General features: G+C 36.5%; 15 protein-coding genes. 14 read left to right on the top strand and 1 reads right to left on the bottom strand.

Features of this window, described 5'->3' with window-relative positions; genetic code table 11:
• Nucleotides 1–97 precede the first annotated feature (97 nt).
• The 9 genes from J4O15_RS02755 to trmB all read left to right on the top strand — a co-directional run bounded on the left by J4O15_RS02755 (nt 98) and on the right by trmB (nt 12,554).
• Nucleotides 98–979, top strand: a complete 882-nt coding sequence (locus tag J4O15_RS02755) for a DegV family protein (RefSeq protein WP_208099611.1) — start codon at nt 98–100, stop codon at nt 977–979.
• Between the two features lie 162 nt (nt 980–1,141).
• Complete coding sequence (locus J4O15_RS02750; RefSeq protein ID WP_208099610.1) at nt 1,142–2,203, top strand: zinc-binding dehydrogenase; 1,062 nt, start codon at nt 1,142–1,144, stop codon at nt 2,201–2,203.
• 1 nt (nt 2,204) lies between these two features.
• Complete coding sequence (locus J4O15_RS02745) at nt 2,205–3,143, top strand: glycosyltransferase family 2 protein (protein ID WP_208099609.1); 939 nt, start codon at nt 2,205–2,207, stop codon at nt 3,141–3,143.
• A 50-nt stretch (nt 3,144–3,193) separates the two neighbouring features.
• A complete protein-coding gene (locus J4O15_RS02740) occupies nt 3,194–5,407 on the top strand; it encodes a glycosyltransferase family 2 protein (protein ID WP_208099608.1) in 2,214 nt (737 codons plus the stop codon).
• 15 nt (nt 5,408–5,422) lie between these two features.
• Entirely contained in the window at nt 5,423–6,415 is a 993-nt protein-coding gene (locus J4O15_RS02735) for a glycosyltransferase family 2 protein (protein WP_208099607.1), read from the top strand.
• A 124-nt stretch (nt 6,416–6,539) separates the two neighbouring features.
• Complete coding sequence (locus J4O15_RS02730; RefSeq protein WP_009220523.1) at nt 6,540–7,946, top strand: undecaprenyl-phosphate glucose phosphotransferase; 1,407 nt, start codon at nt 6,540–6,542, stop codon at nt 7,944–7,946.
• 13 nt (nt 7,947–7,959) lie between these two features.
• Nucleotides 7,960–9,738, top strand: a complete 1,779-nt coding sequence (locus J4O15_RS02725; protein WP_208099606.1) for an LCP family glycopolymer transferase — start codon at nt 7,960–7,962, stop codon at nt 9,736–9,738.
• 186 nt (nt 9,739–9,924) lie between these two features.
• Complete coding sequence (locus tag J4O15_RS02720; protein ID WP_208099605.1) at nt 9,925–11,757, top strand: S1C family serine protease; 1,833 nt, start codon at nt 9,925–9,927, stop codon at nt 11,755–11,757.
• A gap of 143 nt (nt 11,758–11,900) precedes the next feature.
• Nucleotides 11,901–12,554, top strand: coding sequence for a tRNA (guanosine(46)-N7)-methyltransferase TrmB (gene trmB / locus J4O15_RS02715; protein WP_208099604.1), 654 nt, complete (start codon nt 11,901–11,903; stop codon nt 12,552–12,554).
• Nucleotides 12,555–12,619: 65 nt separating this feature from the next.
• Here the strand turns inward: trmB and rpsT are convergent, their stop codons facing one another.
• Nucleotides 12,620–12,886 (bottom strand): 30S ribosomal protein S20, encoded by a 267-nt coding sequence (gene rpsT / locus J4O15_RS02710; RefSeq protein ID WP_208099603.1) that lies wholly within the window; start codon nt 12,884–12,886, stop codon nt 12,620–12,622.
• Between the two features lie 319 nt (nt 12,887–13,205).
• Here rpsT and J4O15_RS02705 point away from each other — a divergent pair, with 319 nt between their 5' ends.
• The 5 genes from J4O15_RS02705 (at nt 13,206) to hpt (ending at nt 17,353) form a co-directional block, all read left to right on the top strand.
• Nucleotides 13,206–13,628, top strand: a complete 423-nt coding sequence (locus J4O15_RS02705) for an Hsp20/alpha crystallin family protein (protein WP_009220529.1) — start codon at nt 13,206–13,208, stop codon at nt 13,626–13,628.
• A gap of 313 nt (nt 13,629–13,941) precedes the next feature.
• Nucleotides 13,942–14,949 (top strand): aspartate--ammonia ligase, encoded by a 1,008-nt coding sequence (gene asnA / locus J4O15_RS02700; RefSeq protein ID WP_208099602.1) that lies wholly within the window; start codon nt 13,942–13,944, stop codon nt 14,947–14,949.
• 76 nt (nt 14,950–15,025) lie between these two features.
• Entirely contained in the window at nt 15,026–15,334 is a 309-nt protein-coding gene (locus J4O15_RS02695) for a septum formation initiator family protein (protein ID WP_009220531.1), read from the top strand.
• Nucleotide 15,335: 1 nt separating this feature from the next.
• Entirely contained in the window at nt 15,336–16,829 is a 1,494-nt protein-coding gene (gene tilS / locus J4O15_RS02690; RefSeq protein ID WP_208099601.1) for a tRNA lysidine(34) synthetase TilS, read from the top strand.
• Nucleotides 16,826–17,353 carry a hypoxanthine phosphoribosyltransferase gene (gene hpt, locus J4O15_RS02685; protein WP_009220533.1) on the top strand — a complete coding sequence of 176 codons (528 nt, stop codon included), beginning with the start codon at nt 16,826–16,828 and terminating at the stop codon, nt 17,351–17,353. The genes tilS and hpt overlap by 4 nt, the downstream gene beginning before the upstream one ends.
• Nucleotides 17,354–17,364 lie beyond the last annotated feature (11 nt).

Raw genomic sequence — 17,364 nt, 5'->3', positions numbered from 1 at the left:
ATCCTTATATCAGAGCATTTTAAAAAGGACCGTAAATGATGCTTTGCTATCAAAATCCGTTCGGACAGGTCACAAAAAATCGTTAGGAGGTATAGTCATGGAGGACTATATTTTATCATGCAGCTCCACCGCAGATATGACTAACGGGTATTACTCCAGTAGGGATATTCATCATATAGACAATAAATACAGTATTAGCGGGAAAACATATGATGAAAGTATGGGAGAGAGCGTGCCTTTGTCGGATTTCTACGAAAGAATGCGAAAGGGAGAGAATCCGACAACAAGTCAAATCGACATGGCAGAATACAAGGAATACTTTAAAAAATTTTTGAAGGATGGTAAGGATGTATTGCATATTTGCCTATCATCAAGTATATCCGGTTCGTATCTATCAGCGATGGCAGCAGTTAAGGAACTAAAAGGGGAATATCCTGAAAGACAATTATATGTAGTAGACTCTTTATCCGCCTCGGCAGGTATGGGCCTGCTGATTGATATTTTGGCAGATAAAAGAGACGAGGGAATGCCTATTGACAAACTGAAGAACTATGCGGAGAATTCTAAAAAGTATATTAATCATTGGTTCTTTTCAACAGATTTGACGACATATTTGAGAGAAGACAGCTTAAGTAATTTTACCTTTAAAATCGGAAAAACATTAAACTTCTGTCCGCTTATGTGCGTAGACGGAGAAGGTAAGCTGGTTGTTATTGAAAAAGTAAAGACAAAGAAAAAGACCATGGAGGCCATTGTTTCCAGAATGGAAGTACAGGCGGTCGATGGGAAAAATTATTCGGGAAAATGCTTTATAGCTCATGCGGATTCAGAAAAAGAAGCAATTAAATTAGCAAGTATGCTGGAAGCTCGTTTCCCTAATTTAAAGGGAAATGTGGAAGTCAAAGAAATAGGTCATATTATAGGCGCACATACCGGTCCGGGAACAGTTGGAGTTTTTTTTGTCGGAGACAAAAGATAATTATTTGGAAATTTTTTAAAATTAAAAAGATGCTTAGACTGATGCCATAAGAACTTTTCTTATGGTACCGGTCCGGGCATTTTTTGTTTATATTAACACTATTGTTCCATTTGCATTTAAGATATATAATTAGTATGAAAATATTTTTGAAAGGGATATACCATGGAAGCATTTGCACTCATAAAAAGAAATGAGGCGGATATTATAAAAGTAAAGGAGCCAAAGCTCTCAGGCATATATAATGCGATATTGACTCCGGTAGCTATATCCGTCTGTACATCTGATGTAAATACAGTATATGGCTCGGGTTCAAAGAAACCGGATAATCTGATTTTGGGACATGAGGCGGTTGCAAGGGTTTTGGAGGTAGGCGAAAAGGTAAAAGATTTTAAACCCGGAGATATTGTAGTGGTTCCGTCAATGACACCGGATTTTCATGATAAGGATATACAGGATGGAAATTTTTTACATGCAGGTGCCAATTTCAGTGCCAATACTTTAGGCAGAAGTACACCCGGAGTTTTTGCAAGGGAATTTGAGGTGGCAAATGTAGACTTGAATCTGGCGATTTTACCTGAGGGAGTAAGTCTTGGCAATGGGCTTATGTGCACCGATATGGTGACCACGGGATTTACCGGAGCCGAAAGAGTGAATTTTGGCGATACCGTGGTAGTGCTTGGGATAGGTGCGGTAGGTCTTATGGCGATATGCGGCGCCTCGCTTCGTGGAGCAGGCAGGATAATTGCAGTAGGCAGCAGAGAGGTGAGTATCCCTTTGGCTTATGAGTACGGTGCAAGCGAAGTTATATCATATAAGGAATGTGATATTACGGAATATGTTCTTAAAACAACCGGAGGTAAGGGTGCGGATATAGTAATAATCGCCGGAGGAAACGATAGGACTTTTTCTGATGCCATAGATATGGTAAGATATGGAGTTGGAAAGGTTGTCAATCTAAAGCTTTTTACAGGTGATGGAAGTATGGAGATACCCAAGTTTTCATCGGGAAGAGGTATGTCGGGTAAGAGCGTATATATGGAGCTTGGCAAGGGTGGCAGAGTTAGAATGGAGAGGCTTTTATCCATGATAAAGCATAAAAGATTTGCACCTGAAAAGATGATTACACATATATTTGAAGGCTTTGAAAATGTAGTGCCTGCACTTGAACTGATGAAGGACAAGGGAAATACTGTTATAAAGACAATGATACTTACGGGATGGTAGAATGAAAAAAATAAGTATAGTGGTTCCATGTTTTAACGAAGAGGAAAATGTGGTACCTATGGCAAATGCCATAAGAGAAGAGTTTAAAAAAAATCTCGCTTTATATGAGTATGAGATTATTTTTATTGATAATGATTCAAAAGACAATACAAGAGATTTGATAAGAGAACTTTGTAAGAATGACAGAGGTATAAAGGGAATATTTAATGCAAAAAACTTCGGGCAGTTTAATTCCCCTTATTACGGAATGCTTCAAAGTACAGGAGATGCCACCATACTTATGGCGGCTGATTTTCAGGATCCGGTAGAGATGATACCCAAGTATGTACATGCATGGGAAGAGGGCTATAAAATAGTTATAGGAATAAAAAAATCAAGTCAGGAAAATAAGATAATGTATCATCTTAGAAGCCTTTATTATAAAACAATAAAGAAGCTTTCAGAGGTGGAGCAGATAGAGCATTTTACAGGATTCGGACTGTATGACAAAGCCTTTATAAATGTAATGAGACAGCTGGATGATCCGGTACCTTTTCTTAGAGGAATAGTTGCGGAGCTGGGCTTTAGAAGAAAAGAAATTCCTTATGAGCAGCCTGAGAGAAGAGCGGGTAAAACCAGCAATAATTTGTACAGACTCTATGATGCCGCCATGCTTTCGGTTACGGCATATACGAAGGTCGGACTGCGTCTTGCAACCTTTGCGGGCATTGTACTGTCAGGAATGTCCATGATTATTGCAGTAGTATATCTGATTTTAAAACTGCTTTACTGGGACAGGTTCCCGGCAGGCATGGCACCGATACTTATAGGAATGCTTTTTTTAGGTTCAATACAGATATTTTTTATCGGACTTATCGGTGAGTATATACTTACAATAAACCAAAGAGTTATGAAAAGACCTTTGGTAGTGGAAGAAGAAAGAATTAATTTTGATGAATAGAGCCGCTTAAAAATGGCAGAATATTTTTTTGTAAAAAGGAATAATACTTTATGAAATATAAGGTTGACTATGTTCGCATAAGAGAAAACTATATTACTTTAAACGGTTGGGTTGTGGGTAAAAAGCCGACTTCACAGCCTTCTTTTCATGTTTATAACAGTAAAATGGAAAGCGTGGATTTTAAATATGTAAAAACGAGAAGAGATGATGTTTGTCAGGTATACTTTGGCAAGATATATGATGAGGACTATGGTTTTGATATCAAATTTGATTATAAAAGAGGAGAGGACTACTATCTTGAGATAGTGGTCGATAATCAAAAAAAGAAGATAAAGTATAATGAAGAACTTATTTATAAGCGTTCCAGCGTAGCATATAAGAGAATGGAAAAGCTTAAGGACCTTTGCAATATGGAAACTGTAAGGGTTGCTTTTAATTTTATGAAAAAGAACGGTTTGAGAGCTCTGATAAGAAAATCAAAAAGTAAAATACAGGGTATGGACAATGACTATGAATATACAGAGTGGTATGAAAAGACAAAGCCGACAAAGGAAGAACTTTCGGCACAAAGGGAGGAAAAGTTTGAGTATTCTCCGGTATTTTCAATAGTTATACCGCTATATGCCACACCCGATAATTTCCTCGGAGAACTTCTTGACTCCATTTTGGCTCAAACCTATACAAATTTTGAGGTTTGTCTGGCGGACGGAAGTGAAAACGGCAAGGATAAAGAGGAGTTTATAAAAAAATACATTGAAGAAAAGAATACGGGAAATAAAATAAAGTATAAAAAGCTTGGGAAAAACTTAGGAATCGCAGGCAATACAAATGAGGCACTTAAGATGGCAGGCGGAGATTATATAGTACTTGCCGACCATGATGATGTTATTACCGAGAATGCATTGTATGAATGTGCAAAGGCGATAAATAAAGAGGATTGCGATTGCTTATACTCTGATGAGGACAAGCTTGATATGGATGGAGGTTCACTATTTGATCCTCATTTTAAGCCGGATTTTAATATAGATTTATTGGAGAGTGTAAATTATATCTGCCATCTTTTTGTGGTAAAGAAAGAACTTGTAGATATAGCCGGAATGTTTGATGCGGCATATGACGGTGCACAGGATTATGATTTTATATTCAGGGTTACCGAAAATGCAAAAAAAATCGTGCATATACCGAAGGTATTATACCATTGGAGATGCCATATGAATTCTACCGCTTCCAATCCGCAGAGCAAATTATATGCATTTGAGGCAGGTGCAAGAGCCATAAAGGCACATATAGAGAGAGTTGGGAAGTCCCTGCATATAGAAAAAATAGATAAGGGAGTGGATTACGGTATTTATCATAAATACTTTATACTGGATAAAGAACCGCTATTATCCATCATTATTCCAAATAAAGACCATAGAGAAGATCTTGATTTGGCTATTCGCTCCATAATGACAAAGAGTACTTATAAAAATATAGAATTTATTGTAGTGGAAAACAATTCCACGGACAAAAAGACTTTTGAGTACTATGAGAAGATTCAAAATGAGTTTAAAAATGTAAGGGTAGTATACTGGGAGAGGGAGTTTAACTATTCTCTTATAAATAATTTCGGTGTGGGCTTTGCAAACGGGGAATATTTATTTTTCTTAAACAATGATATAGAGCTTATAAATCCAAGAGCCATAGAGGAGATGATGTGGTATGCTCTAAGAGATGATGTCGGCATAGTAGGAGCAAGACTCCTTTACAATGACGATACCATACAGCATGCAGGTGTTGTGGTAGGCTTTGGAGGTGTGGCAGGTCATACCTTTATAGGACTTTCCGAGGTGGAAAACAGCTATTTCCACAGAGCACTTACATTACAGGACTATTCTGCGGTGACTGCTGCGGCACTTATTACAAAGAAGTCTGTATTTGAAGAAGTAGGAGGCTTTAGTGAGGAGCTGGCTGTGGCATTTAATGATATAGATTTTTGTATGAAGGTAAGGGATAAAAATTATCTGGTGGTTTACAATCCTTATGCATTATTCTATCATTATGAGTCAAAATCGAGAGGTCTTGAGGACAGTCCGGAAAAAATCGAAAGATTTAACAAAGAAACAGCTATATTTATGAAGAGATGGCCGGATATACTGGCAAACGGAGATCCGTATTATAATCCGAATCTTACATTGAGAAAGTCAAATTTTGCATTAAGAGATTTATTGAATGAAAAAATCGGAGAACCTTTTATTGATGAAAAAATAAAGAAATACCTATAGGTATTCGGGAGAAATATGAGTAAAGTAACTATAATAATCCCCAATTATAACGGGATTGATTTTTTGAAGGATTGTATTGAATCACTCAGATATCAGAGCTATAAAAACTTTGAAGTTTTGATTGTGGACAATGGTTCAAAGGACAAATCGGTAGAGTATCTGAAGTGTCTTGAAAGTTATGAAAACAATCTGAATATAAAGGTAATATATCTGGATGAAAACCTCGGATTTGCCGGCGGTGTGAATGTAGGGCTTGCGGCATCAGACAGTGAGTTTATTATTTTATTAAATAATGATACGGAAGTTTTCCCTGATTATGTGGAAATGCTTGTAAATGCAATAGAAAAGTCCGATAAGATATTTGCGGTAAATCCATTGATGATAAATGCTCATAATAAAGAGCTTGTGGATGATGCCGGAGACGGATATTCCTTGCTTGGATGGGGATATCAGATAGGTGTGGGCGAAAGGGTAAAAGATTTTACTAAGAAAAGGATCGTATTTTCAGCCTGTGCCGGAGCAAGTATATACAGAAAAAGTATTTTAGATGAAATAGGATATTTTGATGAGATGCATTTTGCCTATCTGGAGGATATGGATTTAAGCTTCAGGGCAAGACTTAGAGGATATATAATAGGTTTTGAGCCGAAAGCAAAGGTATATCATCTAGGAAGTGCGACTTCGGGTTCAAAATACAATTCCTTTAAGGTAAGACTTGCGGCAAGGAATAATATTTATCTTATTTATAAGAATATGACAAATTTTCAAATAGCATTTAATTTCTTTCCGCTTTTTGTAGGTACAATGATAAAAATGGGATTTTTCCTGAAAAAAGGATTTATAAAGGATTATATCACCGGACTTATTGAAGGATTTAGAAATCTGAAAGAATGTGACAGAGTTGATTTTACCGAGATAAAAAAATCAAATATACTGGCTTTGGAAGGTGAGATAATATTTGGAACCTTTGAATATGTGTATAGATTTATAAAAAGACATTCAGGTTAAGAACTGTTACTAAAGATTAAGCAAAATGTAATGTTATGATTTTGCTTTTAGTTGTAAAATTAATATATGATTCTACATAGAAATGGGCAAGTATATCGCATAGGCTTGCGATATGGAGCAATATATGATTAAAGAAAACCAGAAGAGACTGAATAGGCTGCATGTACTCTTAGATGCCGTAGTCATATTTGTGAGCTATTTGATAGCTTATCTTATAATGTATTATAATGACGGCGCACAGCTTGCATTGTCTACACAGGAGTATTTCAGCGCACTGATAATTATTATACCCGGATTTTTGATACTGTATGAATTCTTTGAACTGTATACGCCAAAGAGAGTTTCCGGAAGAAGAAGTGAAATAGCAAATATATTTAAGGCCAATTCAATCGGATTTTTGATATTTACTTTGACACTGTATTTGGGCGGTAAAAATATGGATATGCACCATTTCTCAAGAAGACTGGTGATTATATTCTATATCCTTACAAATGTATTGATGGTATTTGAGAGAAGTTCCATAAGGATATTCTTGATGAATATACGCCAAAAAGGATATAATCAAAAGCATGTTTTACTGATAGGATATTCAAGGGCTGCGGAAGGCTACATCGACAGAGTAAAACAAAATCCCGAGTGGGGTTATAATATCAGGGGAATACTTGATGATAACAAGGAGAGAGGCTTTAGTTATAATGGCATAAAGGTAATCGGAACTATACAAAACCTACATATGATTCTTGAAATGAATGTACTTGATGAGATTGCAATTACACTCAGTATAAAAGAATATGAGCACTTGGAAGCAATAGTAAATGATTGTGAGAAATCGGGTGTACATACAAAGTTTATACCGGATTATAATAATTTTATTCCGACCATACCGCATATAGAGGATTTATGGGGGCTGCCTGTTATAAATATCAGGCATGTACCGCTCACGGAATTACATAATGCATATATAAAAAGAATTGTGGATATTTTCGGGGCATTATTCGGTATAATACTGTTTTCACCGGTAATGATAATCTCAGCCATACTTGTAAAGTTGACAGATGGCGGACCTATAATATATGCTCAGGAGAGAGTAGGTTTACATAATAAACCTTTTAGAATGTATAAATTCCGCTCTATGGCAGTGCAAAAGCCGTCGGAGGAAAAGTCAAAATGGACCACGCCGAATGATCCGAGAGTTACGGGTGTCGGCAGGTTTATAAGAAAAACGAGTATTGATGAAATGCCGCAGTTTTTTAATATCCTAAAGGGAGATATGTCTTTGGTGGGACCAAGACCTGAAAGACCTTTCTATGTGGAAAAGTTCAGGGAAGAGATACCGCATTATATGATTAAACATCAGGTAAGACCGGGGCTTACAGGTTGGGCACAGGTCAACGGTTTTAGAGGAGATACATCTATACAAAAGAGGATTGACCATGACTTATATTATATTGAAAACTGGACCTTGGGTTTTGATTTCAAGATAATGTTTTTGACGATATTTAAGGGATTTATCAATAAAAATGCTTATTAGCAGGAGGATTATAATGAGCGAAGAAAATAAGAAGTCCAGAAAAAAGAAAAAATCCAAAGTCATTTTTTTCATTACAATGCTTATAGCGGAGATTTTTGTACTGGGTGTTATATTTGCATATGCTTATGCACTCAAACAATATTCCAAAATACAAAGACCGGAATATGATATTGAAGAGGTTGTAAACACCGATTTGTCAGAGAAAAAGCTGGAAGAGATGAGAGGCTACAAAAATATTGCGGTATTCGGTGTGGACTCAAGAGACAGCAGTGTAGGAAAGGGCAACAGATCGGATGTTATAATTATATGCTCTATTGAGCAGGATACAGGAGAGATAAAGCTGGTATCCATCTATAGAGATACATATTTGGATGTCGGTAAAAACTCCTTCCAAAAAGCTACTCACGCATATAGCTATGGCGGACCTGCAAGTGCCGTTAAGATGTTAAATGACAGTTTGGATTTGAATATTACAGACTATATTACATTTAACTGGAAGGCTGTTGCAACAGCAATCAATATCCTTGGAGGTATAGATGTAGAGATTACAAAACCTGAATTTAAGTATATCAATTCATATATTACAGAAACTGTTAAAGGTACCGGAATAGGCTCGGTACAGTTAAAGGCACCGGGTATGCATCATTTGGACGGCGTTCAGGCTGTAGCTTATGCCAGACTTAGATATATGGATACCGACTATCAAAGAACCGAAAGGCAGAGAAAAGTTATAGAGCTTGCTTTTGAAAAAACAAAAAAAGCGGATTTAAAAACACTTAATGATTTGCTTGGAAATATGCTTTCAATGGTGGCTACAAATCTTACCTGGCAGGACGGACTTGATATGATAAATGATATCAAAAAATATAAGCTTGCAGATACAGCCGGTTTTCCTTTTGAGATGGATGATATGACACTTGGAACCAAGGGATTTATTGTGGTTCCGGTAAATCTTGAAAGCAATGTTTTGGAGCTTCATAAATATCTTTTTAAAGATGAGGATTATGAGGTTTCCGCAAAAGTAAAGGCATACAGTGACAGGATTTCATCCGATACGGGAATTTATAAAGATGGAAACAGTGTAAAGCGTGTGAAGGCAAGCGGAGGCTATAAGTCCAACAGTAAATCCGATGAAGATGACGAGACCAAGAGCAAGAAAAAGTCAACCACGGAGGCTGAGACTAAAAAGAGTGTGGATATCTATATAGATAATAACGGAAGATATTATCAATTGGATAAAAACGGTGAAACTGTGTGGATGGAAAAGGATGCCGACAGTGAGTACTACACCGACGGTGCAGGAAATAAATATCGTTTGCAGCCGTATGAGAGTGAAAATGAAGGTACATCCGAAAAAGAGAAATCCACAAGTACTTCCAAAACAAGTGTAAATGTGGGACCGGGAGAGACCACACAGGCTTCCAAGGGATCAAATGTTGAAATCATCACTTCACCGACAGAGCCTCATACAAAAAAGAGCACATCAGCGACGGAGACTGAGCCAAATACCAAAAAGAAGCCTGACGGGCCGGGAGAGACTACGACTGCCGCACCGGTGGAGACAAAGAAACCCAACGGACCGGGAGAGACCACAGTGGCTCCTACAACTCAGGCACAGACCAAGGAAAGTAAGGAAAACAAGGCTACAAAGGAGTCCACGGTAGAGCCGATGCCTACCCCTACGGAAAAAGAGTCAACTGCTGCCAAAAAAGAGGAGACTGTTGCCCCCGCACCGACCGTTATAGGACCGGGAGGCGGAAATGTACAGACCGTAGAAGCAAGACCTGAATAAAAATATCAGATTTCATAAAAGAACTCTGTGCGTAATTTTAAAAATCCGTAAACTAAAAAACATATTTTAAACGCAAAAAATACACAAATAAGACACAAAGCATTGGTAGACTACTAACCATAGAGGAAAGCTACCAATGCTTTTTAAATATATGAAAGGAGAGTACGGTATCGTACAGGAAATATTATGGGATTTGACAGAGATGATTTTGAAAATGAAATAAACAGCAGAAATGAGTACAATAAAGAAGAGAATACAATAAAGGAAAATAATGCTGACAGTCTTAATGCAGAGGATGAGCAAAGAGATATAGACAGCATCATAAAAAAACATACTGAAAGTCTTGCAAAGGCGGCAGAGAATATTGCAAGAAATGAAGGAAGACTTGAGGGCGAAGGCAGCTATGAATCACAGGATATAAGGTCAGAAGGGCATACAAATATATCGGATACGGTTTATGATAAAGCAGGTGATATAGAATCAAATGTAAATAATTTTTCATCAGATACAGCCGTAAGTCTTGATAAAACAGAGCATCAGGTATCAAATACAGGTATGGATATTGGGAAATCAGATAGTGCATCATCAAATATAAATGCGAGTTTTGATAGAACTGATGGGGTATCATCAAATGCAGCTTTTAATAAAACAGATAATATATCAACAAATACAGCCGGGGAGGTAAATACAGATGGATACAATAAAGGAAGTGATAGAGAGATTAATAGAGGAACTCAGTCAGAAGATGTACGAGCAAGGGCTCTTACCGCACAGCCTCAAAAAGTCCAAGGTAAGAGTAAGGAGCGAAAAAAATCAAAAGTAGGAAAAGCTGTAGGGCTTGTAGCAAGTGCGGCGGTATTCGGACTTGTGGCAGGCGGTGTGATGGTAGGTGTAAATACAGTTGCAAACAGCTATTTGGCAGGCAATGTAGAAACTAAGGATGATATCATTATAGGAAATCAAAGTGATATCAAGAGTGACAGTGAAACGACTGCTGCACCTGCAACCAATCTTTCAAGCATGGATGTGTCCACCATTGTAGATAAGGCAATGCCTTCTGTAGTTTCTATTTACGGAAAAGCGGAGGTGACACAGAACAGTTTCTTCGGTCCGCAAAGCTATGAGGCACAGTCAAGCGGTTCAGGAATCATAGTCGGAAAAACAGATACGGAGCTGCTGGTAGTTACCAATAACCATGTTATTGAAGATACGAACAGTCTGGAAGTGGAGTTTACAGACGGAACCAAGGCTGCTGCTTCTATAAAAGGTGGTGACAGTGACAATGATGTGGCTGTAGTAGCGATTAAGTTATCAGACCTTTCAGAAGATACATTATCAAAGATAAGTATTGCCAATATAGGTGATTCTGACAGTGTGAAAGTAGGTCAGGGAGTAGTGGCTATAGGTAATGCCCTTGGATATGGACAGTCGGTAACGGTCGGTTATGTCTCCGCATTAAACAGAGAAATAAAAACCGAGGGTGGTACTTCAAGAAATCTGTTACAAACAGATGCAGCCATCAACCCCGGAAATTCAGGCGGTGCACTACTTAATATGAAGGGTGAGGTTATAGGCATAAACTCAGCAAAGTATTCAGATACCGCTGTAGAAGGAATGGGCTATGCGATACCGATTACTGCGGTAAAGGAGCTTATAGGCGAACTTTCAACCAAGGAAACAAGAACTGTGGTAGCACAGGAAAATCAGGGTTATCTTGGAATACAGGGTAAGGATATAGATGAGGAAATGGCTAAGGCTTATGATATGCCACAGGGTATATATGTGTACAAGGTGGTAGAAGGCGGAGCAGCCGCATCTTCAGATTTAAAAGCAAAGGATATTATAATCAAGTTTGACGGTCAAAGTGTAAGAAGCATGGAGAGTCTTAAAAATATGCTTACATACTATGAGAGTGGAAGAACTATAGACCTTACAGTACAAAGACTTGATGAAAACGGTGATTATGTGGAAAAGACCATAAGCATCACACTCGGTAAAAGAGAAATACAGGAGCAGTAATGCATTTGTACGGTATAATTCCTGAAGAGATAAATCATGCAACTATAATTTAAGGTTTTAAAGCAACAGACTAATTACCTGTTGCTTTTTTTAATGCTTATATTGTATACTAAATTGCTATACAGGAAATGGGAGTAGGAAGAATGAGACTTAGACATATAAAGGGCTGTGAGGACTTTATCTCTGATGCAAAGGAATGTATAAGAGAGGATAAAGCCATAGAACTGAAGGGGAAAATACAGGATATATTTAAAGAAAAAAGACCTTTGCAAATAGAGATAGGCATGGGAAAAGGTCAGTTTATAAGAAATATGGCAATAAAAAATCCGGATATAAACTTTATAGGTATAGAAAAGTATGAAAGTGTACTTATGAAGGCAATACAGAGAAAAAGAAATATTGAGACTGAAAAAGAGATAGATAATCTAAGGTTTTTATGTGCGGATGCAAGGAAGCTGGCAGAAATATTTGATGTCTGTGAAGTGGATAAGATTTTTCTTAATTTCTCAGATCCATGGCCAAAGGACAGACATGCAAACAGAAGATTGACTTCACCCGACTTTTTAAATATCTATGACACTATATTAAAAAAAGATGGGGTGATAGAGTTTAAGACCGATAACAGGGGGCTTTTTGAGTATTCTTTGGAAGTAATAAAGGATTCAAAATGGAAACTGAACTATTGCAGTTTTGACTTTCATTCCGAAAAAGAGTCAGAGGGAAATATAATGACCGAGTATGAAGAGAAGTTCGCAGGTCAGGGGAATAAGATTTGTAAGATGATTATAAGCAGATAAAAAATACCTGCTCTTAACAAGCAGGTATAAAAAAGCTCCAATGATGACGGTCATTGGAGTTTATTTTATGCATTGATGCTATCAACAGCCTTTGAAAGTCTTGCAACCTTACGAGAAGCGTTATTCTTGTGATATACACCCTTAGATGCCGCCTTTGTAATCTCAACGATTGCAACCTTAAGGTTATCCTGTGCAAGCTTCTTATCATTTGCTGCAACAGCACTGTCAACCTTCTTAATAGCAGTTTTTACTTTTGATCTGATAGCCTTATTTCTTTCTGTTCTAACTAAAGCAACTTGAATTCTTTTCTTTGCGGATTTGATATTAGCCACATTTACCTCCAATAAATAAATAACTTTTTTAATAGTATGAAAGTTACACTTTCAAAAGTTTATATCGAAGCCTGGACACGGACAGTTCAATCTAAACGCGAGTATAATTTTAGGATATTCTAAGTGGAATGTCAAGGTTTAAGAAGAAGTTTTGTAAAAGATTTTATCAAAAAATTAGCACTCAACTATTGACAATGCTAACAAGTAGTGTTATAGTACATATATAACAAATAAGACATGGATAACAAAGGTCGTTACAGAGCTTTATATCTCAGAGTTTTATTTGTAAACTAAGTATTATAGATAAGGAGATATAGATATGTTATTACCTAGAAGAAATTATAATTTATTTGATGATTTTTTTAATAATGATTTTTGGAACAGAGATTTTGGAAAGTTTGAGGCTCCAAGCATGAAAACGGATGTGAAGGAAGTGGACGGCAATTATGAGCTCATTGTGGAACTTCCGGGATTTAATAAGGAAGATATCACAGCAAGCTTAAAGAACGGCTATCTGACCATCAGTGCAAAACATGAAGAAAATAATGACGAGAAAGATGAAAAGGATAGATACATCCGCAGAGAGAGAAGATTCGGTTCTTGTCAGAGAAGCTTCTTTGTAGGAGAGGCTCTTACAGAAGAAGATATAAAGGGCTCATATAATAACGGCATTTTAAAGCTCACTTTACCAAAGGAGAAAGAGAGCCTGCCACAGCAGCCAAAGACAATAGCAATTGAGTAAGCCTGAAAGGGGCTGCAGCTTTAAGGATATGCTAAGTAATTCCTTATTGCTGCAGCCCTTTTTTATTCAGCTTTTTATTTCAGGAACTTATTCCGGAAAAATTTTACCAAAGAGTTAGACGCTACAAGGATTGTAAAATTAAATATCTCAAGTATAGTACCTGAGTGAAACATTGAGGAAGAACCACGAAAGATTAAATATCACATCCATATATGAACGATTAAGCGAATGATTAAGTATCACTATCATCTTGTATATTATGATACTTAGTGCTATCATAAATTTTTAAAGAAATAATTTGTGGAGGTTATTTATGGCATTGATTTTACCAAAGGATTATGATCCCGTCTTAAGTGTAAGGCAAACTCAGGAAGCAATAAAGTATATCAGAGATACATTTCAAAAAGAATTCGGAAAAGAAATGAATCTTGAGAGAGTATCTGCGCCTTTATTTGTATCAAAGTCAAGCGGATTAAATGATAATCTGAGCGGAGTGGAGCGTCCTGTGACATTTGATATTCTGGGAGTACCGAATGAGGAGTATGAGGTGGTTCAATCACTTGCAAAGTGGAAAAGAATGGCACTTGGCGAGTATAATTTTGCTCCGGGAGAGGGATTATATACAAATATGAATGCCATCAGAAGAGATGAGGAACTGGATAACCTGCATTCATGTTATGTGGATCAATGGGACTGGGAGAAAGTAATAAGAAAAGAGGACAGAACCGTTGAAGTGCTTGAAGATACTGTAAGAACCATATTTAAGGTCATCAAGCATATGGAACATGAGGTATGGTATAAATATCCGGAGGCTGTAAATCATCTGCCTGAGGATATCTATTTTATTACCTCCGAGGAGCTTAGACTAAGATATCCTGATAAGACACCGAAGGAAAGAGAATGTCTGATATCCAAAGAATACGGATGTGTATTTATAGAAAAAATAGGTGGGGCACTTGGGGACGGAAAACCTCATGACGGAAGAGCGCCTGACTATGATGACTGGGAATTAAACGGAGATATTCTTTTCTGGTTTGAAAATTTAAACTGTGCAGTTGAGATTTCAAGTATGGGAATAAGAGTTGATGAGGCGGCTATGGAAGCACAACTAAAAATTGCAAATGCACTTGACAGAAAAAATCTACCGTTCCATAAGGCACTTTTAGCCGGAGAACTTCCATATACAATAGGCGGAGGTATCGGACAGAGCAGACTATGTATGCTTCTTCTCAATAAGGCACATGTAGGAGAGGTGCAGTCAAGCATATGGCCGGCATCTATGATAGAGACTTGCAAAAAGCATGGAATGATACTATTATAAAGGTAGTAACTGTTTTGAAAGATTTTCAAGTTTTTCAATGCAAGATAAGCTTACAAGGATTTAAAGGAGTGTTTTGATGGCAAGAAAAAGAAAAAGAGCCATAGGAATATTAAAAAACAAATTCGATATAGTTGCAGTTACTGCGGTAGTGGTAGTCCTGGCAATAATTCTCGGTTTAAAAGTACATAGTATAAAGCAGGAACTGGCAAAAAGAGAGTCCTATAATCAAAAAATAGTTGAAGAACTTGAGAGCGAAGATGAAAGGGCAAAAAAGCTGGAAGAGCAAAGAAAATATGTGCAAACCGACAGCTATATAATAGAGATGGCAAGAGAAAAACTTGGTCTGGTTTTTCCTGATGAGATTGCTATAAAGGCAGAAAAATAATATGTTAGATACAGATGCATTAAGTCATTTCATAGAAGAAAATCAATTGATAAAAAAGGGAGACCGGATAGTACTTGGTGTTAGCGGCGGCGCAGACTCGATATGTCTGCTTAATATATTAAGTTGCATACAAAAAGCCTTAGAAATAAGGCTTTTTGTCGTACATATAAATCATGGTATCAGAGGAGAAGAAGCCAAAAGAGATGAGGATTTTGTAAGGGATTTTTGCAAAAGATTGAATGTGGAATTTTTTGCTTTTCACTATGATATCAAAAAAATGGCAAGAGAACAAAAGATAAGTGAGGAAGAGGCAGGAAGAAAAGCAAGATATTCAACCTTTGATACAGTTGCAAAAAAAATAATCCAAAAAGAGGGTGCGGATGCCCAAAATGTAAAGATTGCCATTGCCCATAATAAGGATGACAATGCGGAAACAATATTGCATAATCTCTCAAGAGGAAGCGGCATCTCGGGACTTAAAGGGATACTTGCACAAAACGGAAATATTATAAGACCTTTGCTATGTTTTTCAAGACAGGAAATAGAAGAATATCTTAGTAAAAATAATATAGAGTATATGACCGACAGTACAAATCTTGAAAATGAATATACAAGGAATGTTTTAAGAAATGAAGTTTTTCCCATACTTAAAAATAATGTAAACAGCAATGTAATCAATAATTTTTATAAAACTTCCAATATAGTGGCTGAAGCGGATGAATATTTTGAAAATCTGGCAATAAAATTTTGTGAAAAGAATTTAAAAAATACCGGCGATGGGGTGTTTTTACTTAATAAAAAAGAATTATTGAAAAAAGAACATATTTTAGCCACCTATATTATCAGATACAGCCTAAGAGAAATATTAAAACAAAAAAATCATGGCATTAAGGATATAGCCATGGTGCATATAGAGGATATATGGAACTTGGCAAAACTGGAAAACGGAAAAAAGCTGGATTTAAAATATTCTTTAAAAGTATATAATGAATATGACAATCTGAAATTCAGCGAGGAAGCGGTAAAAACAGATAATATTATATTGCCTGAAATAAAATACAGAATTTTGGATGATTTTAATATGAAAGATATCCCCAAAGATGGCAATATAAGATGGATGGATTTTGACAAAGTCCTTGAAAATATAGTAAAATATAATAGAAAATCTTTATCTATAAATAATATTATTAATAAAGATGATATGATAAAAATCATAAAAGAAAATCTTGTTATCAGAGGATATGAGAGCGGTGATTTTATTTATATAAGAGCAGGCAAAAAAGCGATCAAAAAGCTTTTTACAGATGAGAAAATACCTGCAACCGTCAGAAAGGATCATATACTTCTTTCAATAGATTCACAGGTGCTTTGGATATTCAGTTTGGACAATATCTTTTATAATTCAGGCGGTCTTGACAGAACGGGTGAATTATACAGAGTTGATAAAAGTACAAAAAATATTTTGGAAATAAAGGTAAGTAGGAGATTAATATGAAAGAGAAAATCAATGTAATGATAACCGAAGAGGAAATCAGCAAAAGGATTTTGGAAGTTGCAGACAGAATCAATAAGGATTATGAAGGTAGAGAACTTATACTGATATGTGTCTTAAAGGGCGGTGTCATGTTTATGTGTGACCTGGCAAAAAGACTGAATCTTGATGTAAGACTGGATTTTATGAGTGTATCAAGCTATGGTGCCGAGACCAAAAGCTCGGGTGTTGTTAAAATAATAAAGGATTTGGATAACAGTATAGAGGGCAGGGATGTATTGATAGTTGAGGATATCATAGATTCAGGTAATACATTGGCATATCTTCTTGATATACTTGAAAAGAGAGGACCAAAGTCCATAAAGCTTTGTACTCTTTTGGACAAGCCTTCCAGAAGAGAAAAAGATGTAGTCGTTGACTATGTATGTTTTGAAATAGAAGATAAATTTGTCCTCGGATACGGACTTGACTATGACCAAAGATATAGGAATCTGCCTTATATCGGGGTTATGGAATTTTTGGAATAGATAGGAGCAAA

It is taken from the genome of Lachnoanaerobaculum sp. Marseille-Q4761 (assembly GCF_017565785.1).
In the GTDB taxonomy this organism is placed as follows: domain Bacteria; phylum Bacillota; class Clostridia; order Lachnospirales; family Lachnospiraceae; genus Lachnoanaerobaculum.
This window is presented reverse-complemented; position numbering and strand designations above follow the sequence as displayed.

Coding starts and splice junctions, on each gene's coding strand:
- J4O15_RS02755 (WP_208099611.1), top strand. CDS start 98: ATGGAGGACTATATTTTATCATGCAGCTCCACCGCAGATATGACTAAC.
- J4O15_RS02750 (WP_208099610.1), top strand. CDS start 1,142: ATGGAAGCATTTGCACTCATAAAAAGAAATGAGGCGGATATTATAAAA.
- J4O15_RS02745 (WP_208099609.1), top strand. CDS start 2,205: ATGAAAAAAATAAGTATAGTGGTTCCATGTTTTAACGAAGAGGAAAAT.
- J4O15_RS02740 (WP_208099608.1), top strand. CDS start 3,194: ATGAAATATAAGGTTGACTATGTTCGCATAAGAGAAAACTATATTACT.
- J4O15_RS02735 (WP_208099607.1), top strand. CDS start 5,423: ATGAGTAAAGTAACTATAATAATCCCCAATTATAACGGGATTGATTTT.
- J4O15_RS02730 (WP_009220523.1), top strand. CDS start 6,540: ATGATTAAAGAAAACCAGAAGAGACTGAATAGGCTGCATGTACTCTTA.
- J4O15_RS02725 (WP_208099606.1), top strand. CDS start 7,960: ATGAGCGAAGAAAATAAGAAGTCCAGAAAAAAGAAAAAATCCAAAGTC.
- J4O15_RS02720 (WP_208099605.1), top strand. CDS start 9,925: ATGGGATTTGACAGAGATGATTTTGAAAATGAAATAAACAGCAGAAAT.
- trmB (WP_208099604.1), top strand. CDS start 11,901: ATGAGACTTAGACATATAAAGGGCTGTGAGGACTTTATCTCTGATGCA.
- J4O15_RS02705 (WP_009220529.1), top strand. CDS start 13,206: ATGTTATTACCTAGAAGAAATTATAATTTATTTGATGATTTTTTTAAT.
- asnA (WP_208099602.1), top strand. CDS start 13,942: ATGGCATTGATTTTACCAAAGGATTATGATCCCGTCTTAAGTGTAAGG.
- J4O15_RS02695 (WP_009220531.1), top strand. CDS start 15,026: ATGGCAAGAAAAAGAAAAAGAGCCATAGGAATATTAAAAAACAAATTC.
- tilS (WP_208099601.1), top strand. CDS start 15,336: ATGTTAGATACAGATGCATTAAGTCATTTCATAGAAGAAAATCAATTG.
- hpt (WP_009220533.1), top strand. CDS start 16,826: ATGAAAGAGAAAATCAATGTAATGATAACCGAAGAGGAAATCAGCAAA.